This is a genomic window from Sandaracinobacter sp. T42 (genome assembly GCF_059115405.1).
In genome coordinates, this window is record NZ_CM181101.1 from 1,594,928 (window position 1) to 1,617,689 (window position 22,762).

Sequence of the window (22,762 nt, forward strand, 5' to 3'; positions counted from 1 at the left end):
CATGGGTCAGAAGACTTCCCCCATCGGCCTTCGCCTTCAGATCAACCGCACCTGGGACAGCCGCTGGTACGCCACCGGCGACGACTATGGTCGGCTGCTTCTGGAAGACCTGAAGATTCGCCAGTTCATCCAGAAGGCGCATCCGCAGGCTGCCATCTCCAAGGTTGTCATCGAGCGTCCGGCAAAGCTGTGCCGCGTCTCCGTCTTTGCCGCGCGCCCCGGCGTGATCATCGGCAAGAAGGGCGCCGACATCGAGAAGCTGAAGAAGCAGATCGGTGCGATGACCAAGAGCGAGGTGAGCCTGAACATCGTCGAGATCCGCAAGCCGGAAATCGACTCCAAGCTCGTGGCGCAGGGTGTTGCCGATCAGCTTGAGCGCCGTGTCGCGTTCCGTCGCGCGATGAAGCGCGCGGTGCAGTCCGCGCTCCGGCTTGGCGCCGAAGGCATCAAGATCACCTGCTCCGGGCGCCTTGGCGGCGCGGAAATCGCGCGGGTTGAATGGTATCGCGAAGGGCGCGTGCCGCTGCACACGCTTCGCGCGAACGTCGATTATGCAGAAGCCCAGGCGCACACCGCCTATGGTGTCTGCGGCGTCAAGGTGTGGATCTTCAAGGGTGAGATCCTCGGCCACGACCCGCTGGCCCAGGACCGGCTGATGATGGAATCCCAGACTTCGGGAGTTCGCCCGGCCCGGTAAGCGACGAGATATTCTCGTCGCCTTATCGGAGGGCTCTCCCTCGACTGAAGGCGAGACAAGATGCTGCAACCGAAACGGACTAAGTTCCGCAAGGCCTTCAAGGGCCGTATTCATGGGGATGCCAAGGGCGGCACCCAGCTGAACTTCGGCGCCTTTGGCCTGAAGGCGATGGCGCCCGAGCGGATCACCGCGCGCCAGATCGAAAGCGCACGTCGCGCGATCACCCGCCACATGAAGCGCCAGGGGCGCCTCTGGATCCGCATCTTCCCGGATGTGCCGGTCTCCTCGAAGCCCGCCGAAGTGCGGATGGGCTCGGGCAAGGGCTCGCCGGAATTCTGGGCTGCCCGCGTCAAGCCGGGCCGGATCATGTTCGAGATCGATGGCGTCAGCCACGAGATCGCCGCCGGTGCGTTCGAGCGCGCGGCCGCCAAGCTTCCCATCAAGGTGAAGATGGTGACCCGCCTTGGCGAGCAGAAGGACTGATCATGGCCAAGACTGAACTCAAGAGCCGGTCGGACGCCGACCTTGCCAACGATCTGCAGGCGCTGAAGCGCGAGCAGCTCAACCTGCGGTTCCAGGCTGCGACGCAGCAACTGGAAAAGCCGAGCCGGGTGCGCGAAGTGCGCCGTGGCATCGCCCGCATCCAGACCGAACAGAATGCCCGGGCCAAGGCCCAGGCTTCGAACGCTTAAGGAGGCCCTGATGCCCAAGCGCGTGCTGCAGGGGACGGTGGTCTCCGACAAGACGGACAAGACCGTCGTTGTGCTGGTGGAGCGGCAGGTGCCGCACCCCCTGTACGGCAAGATCATCCGTCGTTCGAAAAAATATCATGCCCATGACGAAGCCAATGCCATCAAGGCCGGCGATGTCGTGCGGATCGAGGAATGCGCCCCCATCTCCAAGCTGAAGACGTGGCGCGTTCTGGAAAAGGTAGGCTAAGCCATGATCCAGATGCAGACCAGGCTCGATGTTGCCGACAACTCGGGCGCCAAGGAAGTGATGTGCATCAAGGTGCTCGGCGGGTCCAAGCGCCGCTTTGCCGGCGTTGGCGACGTGATCGTCGTCTCCGTGAAGGAAGCCGCACCGAAGGGCCGTGTGAAGAAGGGCGACGTGCACCGCGCCGTCGTCGTCCGCACCGCCAAGGACATCCGCCGGGCCGACGGTTCGGTGATCCGCTTCGATGGCAACGCCGCCGTCCTGATCAACAAGAACGAGGAGCCGATCGGCACCCGTATCTTCGGCCCGGTGGTCCGCGAACTGCGGTCGACCGGCCACATGAAGATCATTTCGCTCGCGCCGGAGGTGCTGTGATGTCGATGGCGAAGATCAAGAAGGGCGACACCGTTGTGATCCTGTCCGGCAAGGACAAGGGGCGTGAAGGCCAGGTCGTCAAGTCGCTGCCGAAGGATGGCAAGGTTGTCGTGTCGGGCGTGAACATGATTGCGCGCCACACCAAGCCTACGCAGGCCGATCCGGAAGGCGGCGTGAAGCGGCGCGAGGCGCCGATCCATGTGTCGAACGTGGCGATCAAGGATCCGAAGACGGGCAAGCCTGCCCGTGTCGGCTTTGAAGTCCGCGACGGCAAGAAGGTGCGGGTCCTGAAGGGCTCGGGCGAGGTGCTGAATGGCTGAAGAACGCGTGAAGCCGCGGATGCAGAAGCTCTATGAAGAGCGGATCCGCAAGGCGATGACCGATGAGTTCGGGTACACCAACCCGATGCAGGTCCCGAAGATCGAGAAGATCGTGATCAACATGGGCGTCGGCGAGGCGACCCAGGACAAGAAGAAGGTCGAGATCGCGGCTGCCGAAATGATGGCGATCGCGGGCCAGAAGCCTGTCGTCACCCGGGCCAAGAAGTCGATCGCACAGTTCAAGCTGCGCGAGGGCATGCCGATCGGCTGCAAGGTCACCTTGCGTCGGGACAACATGTACGAGTTCCTGGACCGTCTGATCACCATCGCACTGCCGCGCGTGAAGGACTTCCGGGGCGTGAACCCGAAGAGCTTCGACGGTCGTGGCAATTATGCGATGGGTCTGAAGGAACAGATCATCTTCCCGGAAGTGCCCTACGACAAGATCGACAAGATCCGGGGCATGGACATCATCATCACCACCACCGCTGGGACCGACGACGAGGCGCGCGCGCTTCTTCGTCACTTCGGAATGCCGTTCATTGGCGATGCGGAAGCGCGCCAAGCGGCTGCGGCTTGAGATAGAAGAGAGAGCTTAAGTCCATGGCGAAACTGAGTTCGATCAACAAGAACGAGCGTCGCAAGCAGCTGGTCAAGCAGTATGCGGCCAAGTTCGAGAAGCTGAAGGCAATCGCGGACGATGAAAGCCGCGATGAGGGCGAGCGCCTGATCGCGCGCCTGAAGATGGCCGAGCTGCCGCGCAACGCGAACCCCACCCGCGTGCGCAACCGCTGCGAACTGACGGGGCGCAGCCGCGCCTACTACCGCAAGTTCAAGCTTTCCCGCGTGATGCTGCGTGAACTGGCCAACAAGGGCCTGATCCCCGGCGTCACGAAGTCGAGCTGGTAAGGGCCGACAGACATGAACATGACCGATCCTCTGGGTGATATGCTCACCCGCATCCGCAACGGCCAGTCCGCCAAGAAGGACAGCGTGCTCACGCCCGCGTCGCGTCTCCGGGCCTCCGTTCTCGATGTGCTGCAACGCGAAGGCTATATCCGTGGCTACTCCAAGGAGGAGACCACCGGGCCGCAGCCGAACATCCGCATCGAGCTGAAGTATTTCGAAGGCCAGCCGGCGATCCAGCACCTCGCGCGGGTGTCGAAGCCCGGTCGTCGCGTCTACGCCGGTGCCCAGGAGCTGCCGCGCGTGAAGAACGGCCTTGGAATCACCATCGTCTCGACGCCGAAGGGCGTTCTCTCCGACGCGGAAGCTCGGGCCGAGAACGTCGGCGGCGAAGTCCTCTGCCAGGTGTTCTGATCATGAGCCGCATCGGAAAGAAGCCCGTTGCGATTCCTGCCGGTGTGCAGGCGTCCATCAACGGAGGAATCATCGAGGTGAAGGGGCCCAAGGGCACCCTTTCCATGCCGCTGGCCGATGACATCAGCTACGCGATCGAAGCAAACGAGATCCGCGTGAGCCCGGCAAATGAGACCAAGCGCGCCCGCGCCTTCTGGGGCATGCAGCGCACGCTGGTTTCCAACCTGGTGGTGGGCGTCTCCGACGGCTTCACCAGGGTGCTGGAAATCACCGGGGTCGGCTATCGCGCCGCTGTCCAGGGCAAGATCCTGCGTCTGCAGCTGGGCTACAGCCACGACGTCAACTACGAGATCCCGGACGGGATCACGATCAAGACGCCGGACCAGACCACGGTCGAGATCTCCGGTTCCGACCGGCAGAAGGTGGGCCAGGTGGCCGCCGAGATCCGTCGCTGGCGCAAGCCCGAGCCTTACAAGGGCAAGGGCATCAAGTATCGCGGCGAGTTCATCTTCCGCAAGGAAGGGAAGAAGAAGTAATGGTGAAGCATCTTTCCCCCTTCGAGGCCCGTCGGCGCCGCGTGCGCACGGCTCTCGTCGCCAAGGCCGGTGGCCGTCCCCGCCTGTCCGTCCATCGCTCGCAACAGCATATCTATGCGCAGGTGATCGACGACGCGGCCGGCCGGACGCTGGCTGCCGCCTCCACGCTCGAGAAGGATTTCACGGGCACTGGTGCAACCGTTGCGGCTGCCGCCGCGATCGGCAAGCTGCTGGCCGAGCGTGCCAAGGCGGCGGGCGTCTCCAAGGTCGTGTTCGACCGGGGCGGATTCATTTTCCACGGCCGGGTGAAGGCTCTGGCCGATGCCGCCCGCGAAGGCGGACTGGAGTTCTGATATGGCTGACGACGTGATCGAAACCGAAGTGGCGGCAACGGAAGCCGCGCCGCAGGAAGAACGCCGCGGCCGTGGTGGTCGTGGGCGTGGTGGCCCCGGCGGGGACCGTGGCGGCCGTGGCGGCCGCGATGGTGACCGCCGTCGCCGCGAACCCCGCGCAGCCGAGGGCGAGGACGGGCAGGAGCTCATCGAGAAGCTCGTGCACATCAACCGCGTCTCCAAGACGGTGAAGGGCGGCAAGCGCTTCGGCTTTGCGGCGCTGGTCGTCGTGGGCGATGGCAAGGGCCGTGTGGGCTTCGGCCATGGCAAGGCGCGCGAAGTGCCGGAGGCCATCTCCAAGGCGACTGCGGCGGCCAAGAAGGCGATGATCCGCGTTCCGCTGCGCGAAGGCCGCACCCTGCACCATGATGGCTACGGCCATTTCGGCGCCGGCAAGGTCCATGTCCGCTCGGCCACCGCCGGTACGGGCATCATCGCCGGGGGCCCGATGCGCGCTGTGTTCGAAAGCCTGGGCGTGGCCGACGTGGTCTCCAAGTCGACCGGCTCCAACAACCCCTACAACATGGTGCGCGCGACCTTCGCCGCGCTCGAAGGGCAGACCTCGCCTCGCACGGTCGCCCAGCGGCGTGGCAAGAAGGTGGCGGATCTGCTGGCCCGTCGCGGCGACATCAGCCCGGCCCAGGCCGCGGCCGATGCCGACGCGGTTGTCGCCTGAGGAGAGTGACGATGGCAGACGTGAAAACCGTTAAGGTGACGCAGATCGGTTCGCCGATCCGCCGCACCAAGGACCAGCGCGCGACCCTGATCGGCCTGGGCCTGAACAAGATGCACCGCACGCGTGAACTGCAGGATACCCCCGAGGTGCGCGGCATGATCGCCAAGGTGCAACATCTGGTGAAGGTGGAGGGCTGAGCCCTCTGCCGTTCACTGCGCGAACAAAGCGAAAGCGAGTGCAATGACCAAGCTCAATCAAATCAATGACAACCCCGGCGCCCGCAAGGACAGCGTGCGCGTTGGCCGCGGCATCGGCTCCGGTCTCGGCAAGACGGCCGGTCGTGGTCAGAAAGGCCAGAAAAGCCGTTCAGGCGTGGCCATCAAGGGCTTTGAAGGCGGCCAGATGCCGCTGCACATGCGTCTTCCGAAGCGCGGCTTCAACAAGCCGAACCGGGCCGAATACAGCGAAGTCAACACCGGTGCCCTGCAACGGGCCGTCGACGCCGGGCGTCTCGACGCCGGGAAGCCGGTCGATATGGCGGCGCTGCAGGCTGCCGGCCTCGTCACCCAGCCGAAGGACGGCGTCCGTCTCCTCGGCAAGGGCGAACTGAAGGCAAAGCTCGATCTGCATGTTTCCGGCGTCACGAAATCCGCCCGGGCCGCAGTCGAAGCAGCCGGCGGTTCCGTTACGCTTCCCGTGAAGAAGGTGGCTGCAGAAGCCTGAGCCTCCGGGCTTTGCAAGGCCGGGCCGAGCGCCTACATCCTGACCAGATGTGGCGCCCGGCCCGACCGGGCAGCCGGATCGAGGACTGCGCCGGGAACCGGCCCCCAGACAGGATGAGACAATGGCGACAGCCGCCGACTCCCTTGCCCAGAACCTGAGTTTCGCCAACTTCTCCAAGGCGACCGATCTGAAGAAGCGCCTGTGGTTCACCGTGGGCGCTCTGATCGTTTTCCGCCTCTGCTCGTTCGTGCCGCTTCCCGGTATCGACCCGCTGGCCCTCAACCAGCTCTTCACCCAGACATCGGGCGGCATGCTCGACTTCTTCAACATGTTCTCGGGCGGCGCGCTTGAGCGGATGTCGATCATCGCGCTCGGCATCATGCCCTACATCACGGCCTCGATCGTGGTGCAGTTGATGGGCTCCATCTACGAGCCCTGGAAGGCGCTGAAAAAGGAAGGGGAGAGCGGCCGCAAGAAGCTGAACCAGTACACGCGCTTCGGAACCGTGATCCTCACCATCTTCCAGGGCTATGGCATCGCCGTCGGCCTCGAAAGCTGGGGCGCCTCGGCCGGTGCGTCCGCCGTGATCGATCCGGGCTGGTTCTTCCGCATTTCCACCATCATCACCCTGCTGGGCGGAACGCTGTTCCTGATGTGGCTGGGCGAGCAGATCACCAGCCGCGGCATCGGCAACGGCATTTCGCTGATCATCATGGCCGGGATTGTGGCGCAGGTGCCTGTGGCCATCGGCGGCCTGTTCGAACAGGGCCGAACCGGTGCCATCTCGGCCGGCTTCATCATCGCCGTGCTGATCGTCGGCCTTGGGGTCATCGCCTTCATCTGCCTGATGGAGCGCGCCCAGCGCCGGATCCCGATCCAGTATCCGAAGCGCCAGATGGGCAACCGCATGTTCCAGGGCGACACTAGCCATCTGCCGCTGAAGCTGAACACGGCTGGCGTGATCCCGCCGATCTTCGCGTCCTCGTTGCTGCTGCTGCCGCTCACCATCGCCCAGTTCATGGGCCAGGAAGGCGGGCCGGACTGGCTGCTCACGGTCACCACCTCGCTCCAGCATGGCGCGCCGCTCTACATGGCGCTTTATGCGGGTGGCATCATCTTCTTCAGCTTCTTCTACACCGCCGTGGTGTTCAATCCTGAAGAGACAGCCGAAAACCTGAAGAAGCACGGCGGCTTCGTGCCCGGCATCCGCCCGGGCGAGAAAACCTCCCAGTATCTGGATTTCGTGCTGACCCGCATCACCGTGATCGGCGCCGCATATCTGACCTTGGTCTGTCTTCTCCCGGAATTCCTGATCAGCCAGATGGCAATTCCCTTTTATCTGGGGGGCACGTCGCTGCTGATCGTGGTCAATGTCACGATGGATACGGTCGCCCAGATCCAGGGCCACATGCTGGCGCACCAGTATGAGGGGCTGATCAAGAAGGCGAAGCTGAGAACAGGGGGGCGGCGTTGAGCAACGCGGGGGCATCCGAAGGCATCAACATCATCCTGCTGGGCCCCCCGGGCGCCGGCAAGGGCACGCAGGCCAGCAGCCTCGTCGAAAGCCGCGGCATGGTCCAACTCTCGACGGGTGACATCCTGCGCGCAGCGGTGAAGGCCGGAACGGAAGTCGGCAAGCTCGCCGACGACATCATGAAGGCCGGCAAGCTCTTCCCCGACGAGCTGATGGCCGAGATCCTTGGCGAGCATCTGGATGGCATCCCACTGTCCAAGGGCGTGATCTTCGATGGCTACCCCCGGACCGCTGTCCAGGCGGACCTGCTTGACGGTCTGCTGTCGGCCCGCGGCCGCACGCTGCATCATGTGATCGAGCTGGTCGTTGATGAAGATGCGCTGGTTGATCGCATCACCGGCCGCTTCACCTGCGCCACATGCGGCGAAGGCTATCACGACCGCTTCAAGCCCACGAAGGCCGAAGGCGTCTGCGACAAATGTGGCGGCACTACGTTCAAGCGCAGGCCCGACGACAATGAGGAAACCGTGCGCACGCGCATGGCGGAATATCGCGCGAAAACCGCGCCGATCCTGCCCATCTATGCGGCACGGGGCCTGGTGAAGAATGTGGACGGCATGGCCGGGATGGACGAAGTGTCCGCCGCGATCGCCGCCATCCTGGACGGGAAACCGGCCCGGGACTCGAAACAGGCTTGACAGTATCGGAATTCAGGCGGCGCGCCCTTGACAGCCACGCCTGTCATCTATAGCGACGCCTCTTCCGATTCCCACGCGCGTGCAGCCGTAGCCCCGGATTGTTCCGGTTGGCCCGGTTTCCGCTGGCGGGAAGTCGGCAGCGCAGAGAGATGGAGCGCCCCGCCCAAGGCGCACCGTGGAGCAGGAGCAGTTTGTGGCACGTATCGCAGGGGTCAACATCCCCACCAACAAGCGCGTGGAAATCGCGCTCACCTACATTCATGGCATCGGCCGGACCCGCGCCAAGGAAATCACGACCAAGCTCGGCTTCCCGCCTGAGCGTCGCGTGCAGGATCTGACGGACGCCGAAGTGCTTTCGATCCGCGAAACGATCGACCGCGACTACACGGTCGAAGGCGATCTTCGTCGGGATACGGCGATGAGCATCAAGCGGCTGATGGATCTGGCCTGCTATCGCGGCCTGCGTCACCGCAAGGGCCTGCCCGTCCGCGGTCAGCGCACGCACACCAATGCCCGCACCCGCAAGGGCAAGGCCAAGCCGATCGCAGGGAAGAAGAAGTAATGGCACGCGCACCTGAAAGGCTGAAGCGCCGCGAGCGCAAGAACATCACGGCCGGCGTCGCGCATGTGAACGCCAGCTTCAACAACACGATGATCACCATCACCGATGCGCAGGGCAATGCGATTGCCTGGTCGTCGGCCGGCACCATGGGCTTCAAGGGCAGCCGCAAGTCGACGCCCTACGCCGCGCAGGTCGCCGCCGAGGATGCCGGCAAGAAGGCGGCGGAACATGGCGTCCGCACGCTGGAAGTGGAAGTGAAGGGGCCCGGTTCGGGTCGTGAATCTGCGCTTCGTGCCCTGCAGGCCGTCGGCTTCCAGATCACGTCGATCCGCGACGTCACGTCCATCCCGCACAACGGGGTGCGTCCGCCGAAGCGCCGCCGGGTCTGACGTCATCGCATTTCCGCCCGGCGGTGCCCACCGCCGGGCGGCCGCGCTTTCCGCTCCGCTGCGGCGAAGCGCCTGAGGGGCACGAAACAAGAGGCTGATGGTCGACGGGCCATCCCGCCAAAGGCAAAGGTGAAACGATCGTGTCAGCAGCCTATGCGAAGAACTGGCAGGAACTGAAGAAGCCGAACGCGCTGGACGTGAAGGCCGGCGGTTCGGCAAGCAAGAAGGTGTTCGTGGCGGAGCCGCTCGAGCGCGGGTTCGGCCTGACACTCGGCAACGCGCTGAGGCGCGTGCTGTTGTCGAGCCTTCAGGGCGCGGCAGTCACCGCCATCAAGATCGATGGCGCGCTTCATGAATTCTCCTCGCTGCCGGGCGTTCGCGAGGACGTGACCGACATCGTGCTGAACGTGAAGCAGGTCGTCGTGAAGATGCAGGGCGATCAGGTTAAGCGCCTCTCGCTGTCCGCTTCCGGCCCCGGCGAAGTCACGGCCGGCCAGATCGCCGTTTCCGGCGACATCGAGATCTCGAACCCGGATATGGTGATCTGCACGCTCGATGAGGGCGCGACCTTCAACATGGAACTGACGGTGCAGACCGGGAAGGGCTATGTCCCCGCTGCCCTGAACCGTCCGGCCGACGCCCCGATCGGGCTGATCCCCATCGATGCGCTGTATTCACCGGTCCGCCAGGTCGCCTACAAGGTGGAACCCACCCGCGTCGGCCAGGATCTTGACTATGACAAGCTGACCCTGACGGTTGAAACCGACGGCTCCGTGCCGCCGGAAGATGCGGTCGGCTATGCGGCCCGCATCCTTCAGGACCAGCTGCAGCTGTTCATCAACTTCGAAGAACCGGCTGCCCGCCCGGTCGCCGCCGCCCCTGTGGCCGGCACGGTCGACGAGGCGCCGACGGACGTGATGATGAACCGCAACCTTCTGAAGAAGGTGGACGAACTGGAACTTTCGGTCCGTTCGGCCAACTGCCTGAAGAACGACAACATCATCTACATCGGCGATCTGGTGCAGAAGTCGGAACCGGAAATGCTCCGGACGCCGAACTTCGGCCGCAAGAGCCTGAACGAGATCAAGGAAGTTCTCGCGTCCATGGGCCTGCGCCTCGGGATGGATATCCCTGGCTGGCCGCCCGAGAATATCGAGGATCTCGCCAAGAAGCTCGAGCAGGAATTCTAAGACCCGAGGCGCCCGGGGTTGTGCGGGCGTGGACTGGGGTACCTGACCCACCCATCGAAGCGGGGCTTCGATGGGGGCAGGGCACGGCCCCTTTACGAACGGAGACAGGAAAATGCGTCACAAGATTGCCCATCGGAAGCTCGGCCGCACCACTGAACATCGCATGGCGATGCTGAAGAACATGTCGGCTTCGCTGATCAAGCACGAACAGATCGTCACCACGCTCCCCAAGGCGAAGGAACTTCGTCCCTATGTCGAAAAGCTGGTGACGCTGGCCAAGAAGGGCGGTCTTTCCAACCGCCGCCTCGCCCATGCGCGCCTGCAGGACGATGCGCAGCTGAAGAAGCTGTTCGACGTGCTGGCTCCGCGCTACGCTGGCCGTCCCGGCGGCTATGTCCGTGTGCTGAAGGCCGGCTTCCGCGCCTCCGATCAGGCCGCCATGGCCGTGATCGAGTTCGTGGATCGCGATGTCAGCGCCAAGGGCCAGGATTCCGGCCCGGTCGAGGCTGCCGAAGCAGCCTGAGCCGGCGTCGCAATGCAACGAAAAAGCCCGGCAGGCGCCCCGCCTGCCGGGCTTTTGCGTATCCGGCGCAGTCGGTTCCGCAATGCTGCCCTGCAACATGCGGCCTCCCATTTCCCATGCTCATGGGCTAAGGCCGAATCATCGGGCAAACAGAGGATGGTCGTCGATGGCTGAGAAGCGGGAAATGCGTCCACGCGGATATTACAAGGCCTGGCGGCCGATCGCGACGCGCTGGATGGACAATGACGTGTACGGCCATGTCAACAATGTCGTCTATTACAGCTTCTTCGACACCGCCGTGAACGCCTGGCTGGTGGAACATGGTCTGCTCGATATCGAAAAGGGCCCGATGATCGGCCTCGTCGTCGAAACCGGCTGCACCTACGCCCGACCCGTCGCTTTCCCGGAGGAGGTGCAGGCCGGCATCGCCGTCAGCCGCATCGGCAACACGTCGGTCCGCTACGAGATCGGCCTGTTCGTGAAGGGCAGCAATCAGCCGGCGGCCGAAGGCTTCTTCGTCCATGTCTATGTGGACAGGGAAGGCCGTCGCCCCAAACCGCTGTCGCCGGACTGGAAGAGCGTGATCGGCAGGATCGCTGTCGACAGCTGATCCTCGGCACTGGCGCGACTCGGATTCGGGCCTTATGAGCCCGCCATGTCAGTCTCCGCCGAAGCCCAAGCCAACACCGTCCTGATCCTCGACTTCGGGAGCCAGGTCACCCAGCTCATCGCCCGCCGTGTTCGAGAGGCGCATGTCTATTGCGAGGTGGTGCCCTTCCACGGCGCAAGGGCCGCGCTGGAACGGCTGAAACCGAAGGCCATCATCCTGTCGGGCGGCCCCGCCAGCGTCACGGAAGGCGGCTCCCCCGAACTTGCCCCCGAAGTGCTGGCGGCCAACGTGCCCGTGCTTGGGATCTGCTATGGTCAGCAGGCGATGGTGAAGGCGCTCGGCGGCCAGGTATCGCCGGGGCGAACCCGTGAATTCGGCCGGGCCGAAGTGAAGGTCGTCGCACCCTGCCGCCTGTTTGAAGGCGTCTGGACCGACGACGCCAGCCACATCGTCTGGATGAGCCACGGCGACCGCGTGGACAGCCTGCCCGACGGATTCGAAGTCGTCGCCGCTTCCGAAGGCGCGCCCTATGCCTTCATCGCCGATGAAAGCCGCGCCCTCTACGCTGTGCAGTTCCATCCGGAAGTGGTGCACACGCCTGACGGCCGGGCACTGATCGAGAATTTCGTGCTGCGCGTGGCCGGCGCCAAGCCCGTGTGGAGCATGGCGAGCTTCCGCGAGACGAAGATCGCGGAAATCCGCGCCCAGGTCGGGCAGGGCAGGGTGATCTGCGGCCTGTCGGGCGGGGTCGATTCCGCTGTCGCCGCCGTCCTCATCCACGAAGCCATCGGCGACCAGCTCACCTGCGTCTTCGTTGATCACGGCCTGATGCGCCTGCACGAGGCGGAGCAGGTCGTGCAGCTGTTCCGCGACCACTACAACATCCCCCTCGTCCATGTGGACGCCGAAGAGCTGTTCCTTGGCGGCCTCGCCGGCGTCACCGACCCGGAGGCGAAGCGCAAGTTCATCGGCAAGACCTTCATCGACGTGTTCGAGGCCGAGGCGAAAAAGATCGGCGGCGCGAAGTTCCTGGCGCAGGGCACGCTCTATCCGGACGTGATCGAAAGCGTGTCCTTCACCGGCGGCCCTTCCGTCACCATCAAGAGCCACCACAATGTCGGCGGTCTGCCCGAACGGATGGACATGGCCCTGGTGGAACCGCTGCGCGAACTGTTCAAGGATGAAGTCCGCGCGCTGGGCCGCGAACTCGGCCTGCCCGAAGTGTTCGTGGGCCGTCATCCCTTCCCGGGGCCGGGCCTCGGCATCCGCATTCCCGGCGAGGTGACGAAGGAAGCCTGCGACATCCTGCGTTTGGCTGACGCCATCTACCTGGAAGAGATTCGCGCAGCCGGCCTCTATGATGCGATCTGGCAGTCCTTTGCCGTGCTGCTGCCGGTGCGCACCGTCGGCGTGATGGGCGACGGCCGCACCTATGATCGCGTCTGTGCGCTGCGCGCCGTGACCAGCGTGGACGGCATGACGGCCGATATCTACCCCTTCGAACCGGCCTTCCTCAGCCGCGTCGCCACCCGGATCGTGAACGAGGTTCGCGGCATCAATCGCGTGGTCTATGACTACACCTCGAAGCCGCCCGGCACGATCGAGTGGGAATAGCTTCTGCCCCTCCGAGGTGATCACGCGAGCGCCGGCAGCGGCTCTAGGTCCGGGTTCGCGTCGCGGATGCAGCGCGTCCAGCGCAAGTCGCCGGCATAGCGCCAGGCCATCCGGCCTTCGTCGTCCAGGGCGAAAAGGTGCAGCCAGCGATTGTCGAACAGCGCGCGCACTTCGGGGTGGCGTTCCAATATTCCGGCGATCGCCTCGCGCGGCGCTTCGATCAGCACGGAAAGCCGAAGCGGCTCATGGATCAGCCGTTCGCCATCGTGAACCGATTGCCAGGGCAGTCCGGGCCGCAGCAGGCCGCCATTGCCCTCGATCACGCCGATCCCGCCCGTAACGTTATGGAGCAGCTTGTTGCCCGCCCCGAAGACCTCGGGCGCAACGGTCGAACCATAATATTGAAGGCTGATCCAGCTGGCGACGACCACCGGCGCCGTCAGGATCAGCTCCAGAACGCCGAAGCCTTCGTCGCGTCGCCAGTCATAGTCGTGCAGGAAAGCCCGCCCGGCCAGATCGCGCCCGGCGGTGCGCGACCGCGGCGCCGCGACAAAGGCCTCGCAGCCGGCGAGTGCCCATTCGGGGCGAAGCTCGGCCCAGTCGCGGGCGCGATGCGGGATGTCCCGATTGCGGGTGACGCGCGGCAGGCGCAGCGCCCGTTCCGCCCGGGCCAGAGCGCTTGCGGAAGCAAGCCAGCGTCTGGCCTGATCCAGATCGGTGGCATGGGCCTCAACCGGATGATCGGCCTCATAGACCTTGACGGCATCGGTCGTCGTGTCGTGCAACGCGGCCAGGAACAGCGTGTCTTCGGGAATCCGGATGCCGCGCGTGCCGAGACCTGCGCGAACTTCGCGGTCGTTGAGCAGTGCGGCGAGCAGCCGCGCGTTGACCTCGCCGGAATAGCCGCCGCAGGCGCCGCAATGCAGTGCGCTGGCATGCGGGTTGTTGACGACATTCGCCCCATGGCCGGCGAGCAGAACAAGGCGCGCGAAGCCATCGGTGAGTGACATTGCCTTCAGCACGTTCGCTGCCATCATCAGCCGCGCTTCCAGGTCGATCAAGACGGCCGGACGCGGGGCCGGATCGTTGGGCGGCGTCTGTCGCGTCAGCGCCAGACCATCACGCAAGAGCTTGCCGACATAGATCGGGCCTGTGGCCTCCACGAAGGCGAACGAGGAAATGGCAGCCAGTTTGAAGCGGCCCCAGGCGCGCTTCGCGCGTGCCGTGATCCGTGCGGCCAGGTCCGCTTCGGCCGCCGCCGGCGTTGCTTCGCCCGCGCATGTCAACAGCCGGGGCGTCAGCAGCACCGGCAGGCGCGCCTCGACGACATCCGATGCGAAGCGGCGATGGCCGATGCCGAGGCCGAAGAACCCGGCAAATCCCAGCGTCCGGATGCCGGGGTCGAGACTTTCCAGTGCACGACGAAACACTTCCGAGCGCACGTCGATGCAGAAGGCCATCTGAAGTTTCGGGCGATCAGCAGCGGCAGACGCCACAGACGGTCCCGCAAGGCGTGACTGAAGGCGCCGCTGCGCAGCGCGCTCGGCCGCCTCCTGATGGATGGCGTCGACGACATCCGCCCGGCTCGCTGAGACCGGCACGGCATAGGCGGCGAGCGCAGCCTGCCATTCGGGCGCCAGCGCGGACGCGTATTTGCGCAACAGGGCTGCCTCCCAGAACAGGCGGATGGTCAGCAGGTCGGTCACGCTCGTGTCGGTCTTGCCGACAAGTTCGGCTTGCCAGAGCCGATGGCGTGCAACCTGGGCCCAGCCGCCGAGGGTGACGAGCAGCCTGTGGAAATAGCTTTCCAGCGCCGCCCCGGACAGACCAAGACAGGCAGCGCATTCGACGAGCGCATCCCCGGCATCCGTCGGTGCATTCGCCACTTCCTGTGCGAAACCCGCGAGGCCCGCGATTTCCGGTGTCAGGTCATGGATCGCGGTGATCCGCCATGCGGCATAGGCGCCCTTCGCCGGTACACTGGCCCAAAGCGCCTGGCCCTGATCGAAATAGCCGGACGCCCAGTGGCCGATGCGGTCATTGACGATACCGGGCCAGTCGACCGAGGCCACATCGCGAGCCAGATCGGCGACCGTCGGGATGGCCTGCGGCGCCATGCCTTCGGCCCCGATGGCCTGCTTCAGTGCTGCGAACGTCTTCGGTCGAAGCGCCGGGGGCGCCGCCTCGAAAGCGGCGCGAAGATCATCCTCTGCGATTTCGCCCGACCGCAACCTGTCCGCATACCATGACCTCGGCATCGTCAGCGCGATCCCGGCGGCACGCCGCAGACGGGCCGCCGCAGTCGCCAGCGGTTCGCCTGTCTGGCCCAGGAATGGGTTGACCGCGACACTGGAAGCGAGCGGCCAGAGGGGGGGAATGGCCCGCGCCGCACGACTGGCCGCCTCGATGACCGCATCAGGCGACAGGATTGGTTGTCTGGTCGTTGTCGTCAGCATGCGTGTTGTCCTTGTTCTCAGTGGGGTCACGACGGCTTCCGGACAGACCAGCCGCCCAGGATGCGATCGATCGTGGCATTGACGTAAAGGCCATTGGAAAGATGGACACGAAGGCCCCAGGCGGCAGGGTGCGAAGCCCACAGCGGGAATAGCGTCTGCGCCACGGCCAGCAGCCCGAAGCTGAGCACGGCGAGCGCAATCAGGGTCCATTCCAGACGGCCGGGCGCGGGAGTTGCCGGCAAAACCCCCGCCGTCAGCCATTCGGCCGCGGTCTGCAGGGCGAAATACCCAATCGCAGCGGCGCTTGCGTAGGCTGCGGTCCGGCGCGTCAGCGGGCTGGGCGCCGCATCTGCGAGCCCCTGGGCCAGCAGATAGGCGACCCCGAAGATCAGGATGGCGCCCAGTGCGAGCGCCTGGGGCGATTTGTGCTCGAACCCAAAGGCGAAGCCGAACGCCGCACCGATCCCGGCATATATCGCAAGGGCGATCAGGAAGGCGCGGCCAACGGCGGATCCGTCGGGAACGGCGACCGGTCCGGGGCGGCGAATGGCGGCCACCTGCTCGACGGCCCCTCCCGAAGCCAGAAACGCATGCGCCTTGTAGAGCGAATGGGCGACAATGTGGAGCAGCGCCAGCGGGAACAGCGCAAGACCGCACTGCAACATCATGAACCCCATTTGCGCGACCGTCGACCAGGCGAGCGAGGTCTTCACCGCGGGCTGCGTCAGCATCACGAGCGCACCGAACAACGCCGTGAACCCGCCCAGCATCGCCAGCACGGCGAGCACGCCGGGGGCCGACAGCATCACGTCTGCGAAACGGATCAGCAGGAAACCGCCGGCATTGATCACGCCGGCATGAAGCAGGGCCGAAACCGGCGTCGGCGCCTCCATCACTTCGGTCAGCCAGCCATGTGTCGGGAACTGCGCCGACTTCAGGACCGCGGCGAGCGCGAGCATGGCCGCAGCGGCGATCAGGTGCCAGGAGGTATCGCCGGCCCGGGCCAGCGCGTTGATCGTGGCGATATCGCTTGTTCCGAACTCTGCCGAGAGAAGGAGGGCCGCGCTGATCAGGGCGATGGCGCCGATTGTCGAGAACAGACGCTTCTTGCGCGCCGCGCGCTGCGCAGCCACGCGTTCGGGGTAGAACAGCAGCAGGCGGTGCAGCGCGAAGCTGGTCGCGATCCACGCCCCGATCAGCTGGACGAGATTGCCCGCCTGAACGAGAAGCAGCACGGCTGCGAGCGCGGCGCAAAGCCAGCCGGTGAAATAGCCCTGTCGGGCCTCGCCATCGAGATAGGTCCGGGCGAACCTCACGACGATCCAACCGACAAACGAGACCAGCAGGAGCATCGTCGCGCTCACCGCATCCAGCCGGACCGACAGACCGATGCCGCCCCAGCCGGACAGCCCGCCATCGCCGGGGCCGTGCAGGATCAGAACCATCAAAGAAGCAATTGCGATCAGCAGACCGCCAAACGCGGCGCCTTCCGCGAAGATCGGCACCAGGGGGGGGCGTCGCCCTTTCCGCACAAATCCAGGGACGGCGGCAACAAGCAGCAGCAGCGGCGCAAGGAGCGGGAGAAGGTGAAGCGACAAGGCAATCCCCTGGATCAGTGGCGGTCGGGAGGCCAGGTAGCGATGGAAGAGATTGGATAAAAATTCATTGTTGACGAGGAATCGTTCGATATTATCGAACTTATGGCATCCCTGAACTACAATCATCTTCGCTACTTCTGGGCGGTCGCCCACGACGGAAATCTCACCCGCACCGCAGAGCGGCTGAATCTCACGCAGTCGGCGCTGTCGGTGCAGATCCGCAAACTCGAGGAGCGGCTCGGCCATCCGCTGTTCGAGCGCCGGGGCAGGCAACTGCATCTGACAGAAGCCGGGCAGATCGTCCTCGACCATGCCGACGCGATCTTCGCCACGGGGGACGAGATGCTTGGCACGCTTCAACAGACGGGGTCAGTCCGGCAGGCGCTGCGCGTCGGTTCGCTGGCAACCCTTTCGCGCAACTTCCAGATGGAGTTCCTCCGCCCGCTTCTGGGCCGCACGGATATCGATCTCATCCTTCGATCCGGCAGCGCGGGCGAACTGGTTCGGGCTCTCCAGGCGCTCAACCTGGATGTCGTCCTGCTCAATCAGGCGCCGCCGGGGGATGCGCTGACTCCGCTTGTCGCGCACCGTCTTGCGGAGCGCCCGGTCAGCCTGGTGGGAACGCCGGATCGGCTGGGGCATGCCGCAAGCCTTGCGGATCGACTGCGCAGCCACCCCATCATCCTGCCGACGACAGACAGCAGCGTGCGCACCGGCTTCGATGCGCTTGCGGACAGGCTGGGTGTCCGGCCGCAGATCGTGGCCGAAGTGGAGGACATGGCGATGATGCGACTTCTCGCCCGCGAGGATATCGGTCTGGCCGTTCTTCCCCCGATTGTCGTCAAGGACGAGATTGCGGCAGGCGTCCTTGTGGAAGGCGATCCATTGCCGGGCATCGTGGAGACGTTCCACGCCGTCACCATGTCCCGACGCTTCCCCAACCCTCTGGTCCGGCTTCTGCTTCAACCCGCGATCGCAGTGGGAGATGCCTAGGGTCAGGCCCCAGGGTCCGGCGGCGGCAAGGCCGCGATCTGCGCGGACAGATGCCGTACCCACGGGATTTTTCCCGTCCCATTGCGGCCAGCAGGATCAATGGCGTAGCTTTCCGAAGACCGCCCAGGGCGGATCTTCTGGCGAACATGGGGTGAATTGATGATCGGGAACAATGGGTTGATCCTGCATGCCGCAATCGGGCAGGCGTATCCGCGATGACCTTCACGATTTACGGAATCCGCAACTGCGACACGATGAAGAAGGCCCGTGTCTGGCTGGAGGCCGCCGGCATCCCGCATGTCTTCCATGACTACAGGGTTTCGGGCGTGGACGAAGCCGCGCTCCGGCGCTGGTGCGCGGCGCTTGGCTGGGAAACGGTGCTGAACCGCGCCGGTACCACCTTCCGCAAGCTGCCCGAGGCGGACCGGCAGGGGCTGGATGAGCCCCGCGCCATCGCGCTGATGCTGGCCCAGCCCGCCATGATCCGGCGGCCCGTGCTGGAAGGGCCGGGCCTGTTGCTGGCCGGCTTCAAGCCCGCGATCTACGCCGAGGCACTCAAGACCGCCGGCTGATCGGCGCCATCGCCAATTGCTCGGCCGGCCGAGAGGGAAGGCCGGGGTCGGGGCCACCCCGCCACACGCCCTGCCGCATGGCGATTGCCATGCCCGCAGGCAGCGGGCAGGAACAGGGCGGAAAGGAAGCAGGCCATGATCCGAAGGGCAGGAATCGTGCTGATGGTGCTGGCGTCGCCGGCGTGCAGCCCGAAGAAGATCGTGACGACCCCGGTGCAGGCCGTGGGTCAGGCGGCCGGAAGCGTGGCGCGGGCTGCCGCGCCTGTTGCGGCCGGCGCAGCGGTCGGCGCGGTCACGGCCAACCCGACGGCGGCGGTGGCGGCGGGCAGGGCGGCTTCCGGCGCCGTTTCAGGCGCCGGCACGCGGGAAAGCAGCAGCGACACACCGGCAGATTCAGCCTCCGGCCCGGAAAGTCCGAAATGATCCTCATCCATCACAATCCCAAATGCGGCACCTCGCGCAATGTGCTGGCAGCCATCCGGGCCAGCGGCGTCGAGCCGGTGGTGATCGACTATCTGAAAGAGGGCTGGACCAGGGGCCAGTTGCTGGGGCTGTTCGCCGCCGCCGGGCTGACGCCCAGGCAGGCGTTGCGCGCAAAGCAGGCCGAAGCCGCCGGGCTGGAGGATGCCGACGACGAGGCGCTGATCGCCGCCATGATCGCGCATCCGGTGCTGGTGGAGCGGCCCTTCGTCTGCGCCCCGAAAGGTGTCCGGCTGTGCCGCCCGTCCGAACAGGTGATCGCCCTGCTGGACGCCCCGCTGCCGGCCGGCTTCGTCAAGGAAGACGGCAAGCCGATGGCATCGGCCTGATCGTGCGGCGCGTAATCCTGCTGCTGTGCCCTCCGGCCCGCTCGGCCGCCCGCCCCCGTTCCTGTCACTTCACCAGAGCCTGACAGCGAGGCCCCGAGACGCTAGGACAGCCCCATGTCCACGACCTTCACACTCGACACGGCCACCTCCCGCGCGCATCCCGTGCCGGAACCCGTCCGCCGCCTGACGGTGCCTGCCATCCAGGCCCGCAAGAAGGATGGCGCCACCGCCGAACCGGTGGTGATGCTGACCGCCTACACCGCGCGCATGGCGCAGCTGCTGGATCCGCATTGCGACATGCTTCTCGTGGGGGACAGCCTGGGCCAGGTGATCTACGGCCTCGACACCACTGTCCGTGTCTCGCTGGAAATGATGATCGCCCATGGCGCCGCCGTCGTACGCGGCAGCTATCGCAGCGTGGTCGTGGTGGACCTGCCCTTCGGCACTTACGAGGCTTCGCCCGAACAGGCGTTCGAAACCGCAGCCCGCGTGCTGCGGGAAACCGGCGCGGCCGCCGTGAAGATGGAAGGCGGCGAAGTGCTGGCTCCCACCGTGGAATTTCTGGTGAAGCGGGGCATTCCCGTTGTCGGCCATGTCGGCCTGACTCCACAGGCGGTCAATGCGCTCGGCGGCTATGGCGCACGCGGACGCAGCGCCGCCGAAGCCGCGAAGATCGAGGCGGACGCCCGTGCGATCGCGGCGGCCGGCGCCTTCGCGCTGGTGGTGGAAGGCGTGGTGGAGCCGGTGGCACGCGCCATCACCGCCGCCGTGAAATGCCCCACCATCGGAATCGGCGCCTCGCCCGACTGTGACGGTCAGGTGCTGGTCGTGGACGACATGCTGGGCATGTTCGAGCGCGTGCCCCGCTTCGTGCGCCGCTTCGACGATCTCGCGGGCCGCATCTCGACGGCTGCCGCAACCTATGCCGACGCCGTTCGCAGCCGCAGCTTTCCGGCCGAGGCGGAACTGTATCTGCCCAAGGCCCCGAAGGGCTGAACGCCCGTTCATCGCCGGGCAAAGCGCCCCCCGCGATAGCAGGCCCGCCGCCGGGCCTGTGGAGGGGGCTTTCGGTTTGCCGAACCACTCTCTAAAGGACTGGCGACACGCCGAACAGGATGTTGCCGGCTTCGCCCGGCCCGAATTCATTCAGGGAACAAGCCTTGGCCAGCACACCGCCCAGCAAACCCTCCGACCCGAGGGACGACGCCTTCATCCGGGAAGTCGATGAAGCCTATCGCGAAGACGAGATGAAGAAGTTCCTCGTCACCTGGGGGCGCTGGATCCTGCTGGTGGTGGTGATCGGGCTTGTGGCGCTTGGCGGCTGGTTCTGGTGGCAGGCCGAACAGACCCGACGGATCGAAGCGGTGTCGGAACAGTTCACGGCCGCCCTCGAAAAGGCCGAATCCGGCGGTTCGACCGAGGCGCTGAAGGAACTCGAAGCCGTGGCCGCCGGGCCGAGCAGCGGTTATCGCGCGCTCGCCGGCATGACGAAGTCCGGAATCGCGCTGAGCGGCGGGGACGAAGCGAAGGCCGCCGCCGAGCTGAAGCAGGTGGCTGGCGATGCGAAAGCCGCGCAGGCCTTCCGCGACGTCGCCACGATGAAGCAGCTCAGGATCGAGTTCGACAAGCTGTCCCCCGCCGAGGTGCTGAAGCGCACGGAGCCCTATCTGGCGGGCGACAGCCCCTGGTTCCCGATCGCTGGCGAACTGGCCGCCCTTGCGCATCTGAAGGCCGGTGCGCCCGAAAAGGCCGGCGCGCTCTTCTACCGGATTGCCGCCGACGATCGCGCGCCCCAGTCGCTGCGTGCCCGCGCCGAGCAGATGGCCGCCACGCTGGGCCAGGACGTGACCAAGATCGAGGACGAGCGCCGTCGCAAGGCCGAAGCCGAGGCGAAGGCGGACGCGCAGGGCGCCGCAGCGCCGGCAGGTGCCCCGGCCGCCGAGGAGGCCGCGAAATGAGGATGGAACCCCGCATGCGGACGGCCGCGATCCTTGGCCTGGTTTCGGTGGCGCTGCTGGCGCTGCCGGGCTGCGGCGCCTTCAAGAGCAAGGGCAAGAAGCCCGCCACCATGGGTGAGCGGATTTCCGTGCTCGACTATGAACGTCAGGTGGAGGCCGAGGCCGAACTGCAGGGCGTGGACGTGATCCTGCCGGCCGCGCAGGTGAATGCCGAATGGGTGCAGCCGGCCGGAAATGCCGCCGGCAACCTGGGCCATGTGGCCCTCTCCGATACGCCGCGGCGCCTGTGGTCCGCAAAGATCGGAACCGGATCGGATGCCACCCGCAAGCTGAACGCAACCCCGGTGATCGCGGAAAACCGCCTGTTCACGATCGACACCGAAGGCCAGGTCGCCGCCTTCGACGCGACGACCGGAAGCCCGTTGTGGCGCCGCCTGATCGAACTGAAGGGCGAAGGGACCCGCCCCGCCTTCGGTGGCGGTGTCAGCGTGATGGGCGGCCGCGTGTTCGCAACCACCGGTTTCGGCATCGTGGCGGCGCTGGATGCCGCCTCCGGCGCGGAAGCCTGGCGCGTGAAGCTGCCGACCCCGCTGCGCGCAGCCCCGGGCGTTGACTCCGGCCGCCTGTTCGTCACCAGCCAGGATGGTCAGCTCACCGCGCTCAGCGCCGAAAACGGCGAACAGTTGTGGCAGGCCAACGCCACGGTCGAGCCCGCCTCCATCCTCGGGCCGGGCGCACCCGCCGTCGCACTCGACACCGTTGTCGCGGGCTTCCCTTCGGGTGAACTGTTCGCGCTGCGCGTGGAAAACGGGCGCACAGCCTGGCAGGATCAGCTGGCCCGCACGGGTCGCACCACCGCGCTCGGCGCGCTGTCGGGCATCGCCGCCTCTCCCGTGATCGATCGCGGCCGCGTGTTCGCCATCGGCCATGGCGGCCGCATGGTGGCGCTGGAAATGGCCACCGGCCAGCGCGTCTGGGAACGGGAATTCGCGGGCGTGAACTCGCCCTGGCCCGCCGGAGACTGGGTCTTCGCCGTCACCGTCGAAGGCCAGCTCGTCGCCGTCAGCCGCACCGATGGCAAGATCCGCTGGGTCAGCGATCTGGGCCGCTGGAAGAACGCCAAGAAGAAGAAGGGCGCCATCGAATGGTTCGGCCCGGTTCTGGCCGGCAGCCGCCTGATCCTGCTATCCTCCGAAGGTGAAATGGTCTTCGTATCCCCGCAGACCGGCGACGTGCAGGCCCGGCAGAAGCTGGCCGCCGCCGCCTATCTGCCGCCTGTCGTCGCCAACAACATCCTCTATGTGCTGACGGACGACGGCACGGTCACGGCCTACCGCTAGC

31 protein-coding genes are annotated in these 22,762 nt (G+C 65.8%); 29 read left to right on the forward strand and 2 right to left on the reverse strand.

Translation table 11 applies throughout. The features are described 5' to 3' along the window. Position 1: 1 nt before the first annotated feature. The 22 genes from rpsC (at position 2) to guaA (ending at position 13,035) form a co-directional block, all read left to right on the forward strand. Positions 2 to 697, forward strand: a complete 696-nt coding sequence (gene rpsC, locus ACW9TV_RS07680; RefSeq protein WP_494302909.1) for a 30S ribosomal protein S3 — start codon at positions 2 to 4, stop codon at positions 695 to 697. Positions 698 to 757: 60 nt separating this feature from the next. Continuing rightward, positions 758 to 1,180, forward strand: a complete 423-nt coding sequence (gene rplP, locus ACW9TV_RS07685) for a 50S ribosomal protein L16 (RefSeq protein WP_494302910.1) — start codon at positions 758 to 760, stop codon at positions 1,178 to 1,180. Positions 1,181 to 1,182: 2 nt separating this feature from the next. Then, entirely contained in the window at positions 1,183 to 1,389 is a 207-nt protein-coding gene (gene rpmC / locus ACW9TV_RS07690; protein ID WP_374386570.1) for a 50S ribosomal protein L29, read from the forward strand. A gap of 10 nt (positions 1,390 to 1,399) precedes the next feature. After that, a complete protein-coding gene (gene rpsQ / locus ACW9TV_RS07695) occupies positions 1,400 to 1,636 on the forward strand; it encodes a 30S ribosomal protein S17 (RefSeq protein ID WP_494302911.1) in 237 nt (78 codons plus the stop codon). Positions 1,637 to 1,639: 3 nt separating this feature from the next. Next, a complete protein-coding gene (rplN, locus tag ACW9TV_RS07700; protein WP_374386572.1) occupies positions 1,640 to 2,008 on the forward strand; it encodes a 50S ribosomal protein L14 in 369 nt (122 codons plus the stop codon). Further along, complete coding sequence (gene rplX, locus ACW9TV_RS07705; RefSeq protein ID WP_494302912.1) at positions 2,008 to 2,328, forward strand: 50S ribosomal protein L24; 321 nt, start codon at positions 2,008 to 2,010, stop codon at positions 2,326 to 2,328. Before rplN ends, rplX begins: the two co-directional genes overlap by 1 nt. After that, positions 2,321 to 2,908, forward strand: coding sequence for a 50S ribosomal protein L5 (rplE, locus tag ACW9TV_RS07710; protein WP_494302913.1), 588 nt, complete (start codon positions 2,321 to 2,323; stop codon positions 2,906 to 2,908). The genes rplX and rplE overlap by 8 nt, the downstream gene beginning before the upstream one ends. 23 nt (positions 2,909 to 2,931) lie before the next feature. Further along, a complete protein-coding gene (gene rpsN, locus ACW9TV_RS07715) occupies positions 2,932 to 3,237 on the forward strand; it encodes a 30S ribosomal protein S14 (RefSeq protein ID WP_374386578.1) in 306 nt (101 codons plus the stop codon). A 12-nt stretch (positions 3,238 to 3,249) separates the two neighbouring features. Continuing rightward, complete coding sequence (gene rpsH, locus ACW9TV_RS07720) at positions 3,250 to 3,648, forward strand: 30S ribosomal protein S8 (protein WP_494302914.1); 399 nt, start codon at positions 3,250 to 3,252, stop codon at positions 3,646 to 3,648. Positions 3,649 to 3,650: 2 nt separating this feature from the next. Further along, entirely contained in the window at positions 3,651 to 4,184 is a 534-nt protein-coding gene (gene rplF / locus ACW9TV_RS07725; protein ID WP_494302915.1) for a 50S ribosomal protein L6, read from the forward strand. Between the two features lie 2 nt (positions 4,185 to 4,186). Further along, positions 4,187 to 4,537 carry a 50S ribosomal protein L18 gene (rplR, locus tag ACW9TV_RS07730; RefSeq protein ID WP_494305059.1) on the forward strand — a complete coding sequence of 117 codons (351 nt, stop codon included), beginning with the start codon at positions 4,187 to 4,189 and terminating at the stop codon, positions 4,535 to 4,537. Between the two features lies 1 nt (position 4,538). Further along, positions 4,539 to 5,252 carry a 30S ribosomal protein S5 gene (rpsE, locus tag ACW9TV_RS07735; protein WP_494302916.1) on the forward strand — a complete coding sequence of 238 codons (714 nt, stop codon included), beginning with the start codon at positions 4,539 to 4,541 and terminating at the stop codon, positions 5,250 to 5,252. A gap of 20 nt (positions 5,253 to 5,272) precedes the next feature. Beyond that, on the forward strand, positions 5,273 to 5,449 hold the full coding sequence (rpmD, locus tag ACW9TV_RS07740) for a 50S ribosomal protein L30 (RefSeq protein ID WP_374386607.1): 177 nt from the start codon (positions 5,273 to 5,275) through the stop codon (positions 5,447 to 5,449). A gap of 43 nt (positions 5,450 to 5,492) precedes the next feature. After that, positions 5,493 to 5,975, forward strand: coding sequence for a 50S ribosomal protein L15 (rplO, locus tag ACW9TV_RS07745; RefSeq protein ID WP_494302917.1), 483 nt, complete (start codon positions 5,493 to 5,495; stop codon positions 5,973 to 5,975). A gap of 121 nt (positions 5,976 to 6,096) precedes the next feature. Beyond that, entirely contained in the window at positions 6,097 to 7,449 is a 1,353-nt protein-coding gene (secY, locus tag ACW9TV_RS07750) for a preprotein translocase subunit SecY (RefSeq protein WP_494302918.1), read from the forward strand. Positions 7,450 to 7,472: 23 nt separating this feature from the next. After that, a complete protein-coding gene (locus tag ACW9TV_RS07755; RefSeq protein WP_494305060.1) occupies positions 7,473 to 8,147 on the forward strand; it encodes an adenylate kinase in 675 nt (224 codons plus the stop codon). A 193-nt stretch (positions 8,148 to 8,340) separates the two neighbouring features. Continuing rightward, positions 8,341 to 8,709: a 30S ribosomal protein S13 gene (gene rpsM / locus ACW9TV_RS07760; protein WP_494302919.1), complete on the forward strand. Its 369-nt coding sequence runs from the start codon at positions 8,341 to 8,343 to the stop codon at positions 8,707 to 8,709. After that, entirely contained in the window at positions 8,709 to 9,098 is a 390-nt protein-coding gene (gene rpsK, locus ACW9TV_RS07765) for a 30S ribosomal protein S11 (protein WP_199553356.1), read from the forward strand. Before rpsM ends, rpsK begins: the two co-directional genes overlap by 1 nt. A 140-nt stretch (positions 9,099 to 9,238) precedes the next feature. After that, on the forward strand, positions 9,239 to 10,288 hold the full coding sequence (locus ACW9TV_RS07770) for a DNA-directed RNA polymerase subunit alpha (protein WP_494302920.1): 1,050 nt from the start codon (positions 9,239 to 9,241) through the stop codon (positions 10,286 to 10,288). A 112-nt stretch (positions 10,289 to 10,400) separates the two neighbouring features. Further along, the gene (rplQ, locus tag ACW9TV_RS07775; RefSeq protein WP_494302921.1) at positions 10,401 to 10,811 is read left to right on the forward strand and encodes a 50S ribosomal protein L17; all 411 of its coding nucleotides are present in this window, start codon (positions 10,401 to 10,403) and stop codon (positions 10,809 to 10,811) included. Positions 10,812 to 10,977: 166 nt separating this feature from the next. Further along, positions 10,978 to 11,421 carry an acyl-CoA thioesterase gene (locus ACW9TV_RS07780; RefSeq protein ID WP_494302922.1) on the forward strand — a complete coding sequence of 148 codons (444 nt, stop codon included), beginning with the start codon at positions 10,978 to 10,980 and terminating at the stop codon, positions 11,419 to 11,421. 45 nt (positions 11,422 to 11,466) lie between these two features. Further along, positions 11,467 to 13,035 (forward strand): glutamine-hydrolyzing GMP synthase, encoded by a 1,569-nt coding sequence (gene guaA, locus ACW9TV_RS07785; RefSeq protein WP_494302923.1) that lies wholly within the window; start codon positions 11,467 to 11,469, stop codon positions 13,033 to 13,035. A 20-nt stretch (positions 13,036 to 13,055) separates the two neighbouring features. Here the strand turns inward: guaA and ACW9TV_RS07790 are convergent, their stop codons facing one another. Next, complete coding sequence (locus tag ACW9TV_RS07790; RefSeq protein WP_494302924.1) at positions 13,056 to 15,491, reverse strand: YbcC family protein; 2,436 nt, start codon at positions 15,489 to 15,491, stop codon at positions 13,056 to 13,058. 26 nt (positions 15,492 to 15,517) lie between these two features. Next, complete coding sequence (locus ACW9TV_RS07795) at positions 15,518 to 16,996, reverse strand: proton-conducting transporter transmembrane domain-containing protein (protein WP_494302925.1); 1,479 nt, start codon at positions 16,994 to 16,996, stop codon at positions 15,518 to 15,520. Between the two features lie 195 nt (positions 16,997 to 17,191). On the opposite strand from ACW9TV_RS07795, the gene ACW9TV_RS07800 reads away from it, so the two are divergent. The 7 genes from ACW9TV_RS07800 (at position 17,192) to ACW9TV_RS07830 (ending at position 22,761) form a co-directional block, all read left to right on the forward strand. Beyond that, on the forward strand, positions 17,192 to 18,082 hold the full coding sequence (locus tag ACW9TV_RS07800; protein ID WP_494302926.1) for a LysR family transcriptional regulator: 891 nt from the start codon (positions 17,192 to 17,194) through the stop codon (positions 18,080 to 18,082). A gap of 215 nt (positions 18,083 to 18,297) precedes the next feature. Then, on the forward strand, positions 18,298 to 18,654 hold the full coding sequence (locus ACW9TV_RS07805; protein WP_494302927.1) for an ArsC family reductase: 357 nt from the start codon (positions 18,298 to 18,300) through the stop codon (positions 18,652 to 18,654). Positions 18,655 to 18,789: 135 nt separating this feature from the next. Continuing rightward, positions 18,790 to 19,077, forward strand: coding sequence for a hypothetical protein (locus ACW9TV_RS07810; RefSeq protein WP_494302928.1), 288 nt, complete (start codon positions 18,790 to 18,792; stop codon positions 19,075 to 19,077). Beyond that, positions 19,074 to 19,463, forward strand: coding sequence for an arsenate reductase family protein (locus ACW9TV_RS07815; protein ID WP_494302929.1), 390 nt, complete (start codon positions 19,074 to 19,076; stop codon positions 19,461 to 19,463). The genes ACW9TV_RS07810 and ACW9TV_RS07815 overlap by 4 nt, the downstream gene beginning before the upstream one ends. A 114-nt stretch (positions 19,464 to 19,577) precedes the next feature. Beyond that, positions 19,578 to 20,459 (forward strand): 3-methyl-2-oxobutanoate hydroxymethyltransferase, encoded by an 882-nt coding sequence (panB, locus tag ACW9TV_RS07820; protein WP_494302930.1) that lies wholly within the window; start codon positions 19,578 to 19,580, stop codon positions 20,457 to 20,459. Positions 20,460 to 20,623: 164 nt separating this feature from the next. Beyond that, positions 20,624 to 21,421 (forward strand): tetratricopeptide repeat protein, encoded by a 798-nt coding sequence (locus ACW9TV_RS07825; protein ID WP_494302931.1) that lies wholly within the window; start codon positions 20,624 to 20,626, stop codon positions 21,419 to 21,421. Continuing rightward, positions 21,418 to 22,761 carry an outer membrane protein assembly factor BamB family protein gene (locus ACW9TV_RS07830; protein WP_494302932.1) on the forward strand — a complete coding sequence of 448 codons (1,344 nt, stop codon included), beginning with the start codon at positions 21,418 to 21,420 and terminating at the stop codon, positions 22,759 to 22,761. The genes ACW9TV_RS07825 and ACW9TV_RS07830 overlap by 4 nt, the downstream gene beginning before the upstream one ends. The last annotated feature ends 1 nt before the right edge of the window (position 22,762 follow it).

Excerpts from the sequence above, each read along its gene's own strand:
- rpsC (WP_494302909.1), top strand. The coding sequence starts at position 2 with ATGGGTCAGAAGACTTCCCCCATCGGCCTTCGCCTTCAGATCAACCGC.
- rplP (WP_494302910.1), top strand. The coding sequence starts at position 758 with ATGCTGCAACCGAAACGGACTAAGTTCCGCAAGGCCTTCAAGGGCCGT.
- rpmC (WP_374386570.1), top strand. The coding sequence starts at position 1,183 with ATGGCCAAGACTGAACTCAAGAGCCGGTCGGACGCCGACCTTGCCAAC.
- rpsQ (WP_494302911.1), top strand. The coding sequence starts at position 1,400 with ATGCCCAAGCGCGTGCTGCAGGGGACGGTGGTCTCCGACAAGACGGAC.
- rplN (WP_374386572.1), top strand. The coding sequence starts at position 1,640 with ATGATCCAGATGCAGACCAGGCTCGATGTTGCCGACAACTCGGGCGCC.
- rplX (WP_494302912.1), top strand. The coding sequence starts at position 2,008 with ATGTCGATGGCGAAGATCAAGAAGGGCGACACCGTTGTGATCCTGTCC.
- rplE (WP_494302913.1), top strand. The coding sequence starts at position 2,321 with ATGGCTGAAGAACGCGTGAAGCCGCGGATGCAGAAGCTCTATGAAGAG.
- rpsN (WP_374386578.1), top strand. The coding sequence starts at position 2,932 with ATGGCGAAACTGAGTTCGATCAACAAGAACGAGCGTCGCAAGCAGCTG.
- rpsH (WP_494302914.1), top strand. The coding sequence starts at position 3,250 with ATGAACATGACCGATCCTCTGGGTGATATGCTCACCCGCATCCGCAAC.
- rplF (WP_494302915.1), top strand. The coding sequence starts at position 3,651 with ATGAGCCGCATCGGAAAGAAGCCCGTTGCGATTCCTGCCGGTGTGCAG.
- rpsE (WP_494302916.1), top strand. The coding sequence starts at position 4,539 with ATGGCTGACGACGTGATCGAAACCGAAGTGGCGGCAACGGAAGCCGCG.
- rplO (WP_494302917.1), top strand. The coding sequence starts at position 5,493 with ATGACCAAGCTCAATCAAATCAATGACAACCCCGGCGCCCGCAAGGAC.
- secY (WP_494302918.1), top strand. The coding sequence starts at position 6,097 with ATGGCGACAGCCGCCGACTCCCTTGCCCAGAACCTGAGTTTCGCCAAC.
- rpsK (WP_199553356.1), top strand. The coding sequence starts at position 8,709 with ATGGCACGCGCACCTGAAAGGCTGAAGCGCCGCGAGCGCAAGAACATC.
- rplQ (WP_494302921.1), top strand. The coding sequence starts at position 10,401 with ATGCGTCACAAGATTGCCCATCGGAAGCTCGGCCGCACCACTGAACAT.
- ACW9TV_RS07780 (WP_494302922.1), top strand. The coding sequence starts at position 10,978 with ATGGCTGAGAAGCGGGAAATGCGTCCACGCGGATATTACAAGGCCTGG.
- guaA (WP_494302923.1), top strand. The coding sequence starts at position 11,467 with ATGTCAGTCTCCGCCGAAGCCCAAGCCAACACCGTCCTGATCCTCGAC.
- ACW9TV_RS07790 (WP_494302924.1), bottom strand. The coding sequence starts at position 15,491 with ATGCTGACGACAACGACCAGACAACCAATCCTGTCGCCTGATGCGGTC.
- ACW9TV_RS07800 (WP_494302926.1), top strand. The coding sequence starts at position 17,192 with ATGGCATCCCTGAACTACAATCATCTTCGCTACTTCTGGGCGGTCGCC.
- ACW9TV_RS07805 (WP_494302927.1), top strand. The coding sequence starts at position 18,298 with ATGACCTTCACGATTTACGGAATCCGCAACTGCGACACGATGAAGAAG.
- ACW9TV_RS07810 (WP_494302928.1), top strand. The coding sequence starts at position 18,790 with ATGATCCGAAGGGCAGGAATCGTGCTGATGGTGCTGGCGTCGCCGGCG.
- ACW9TV_RS07815 (WP_494302929.1), top strand. The coding sequence starts at position 19,074 with ATGATCCTCATCCATCACAATCCCAAATGCGGCACCTCGCGCAATGTG.
- panB (WP_494302930.1), top strand. The coding sequence starts at position 19,578 with ATGTCCACGACCTTCACACTCGACACGGCCACCTCCCGCGCGCATCCC.
- ACW9TV_RS07830 (WP_494302932.1), top strand. The coding sequence starts at position 21,418 with ATGAGGATGGAACCCCGCATGCGGACGGCCGCGATCCTTGGCCTGGTT.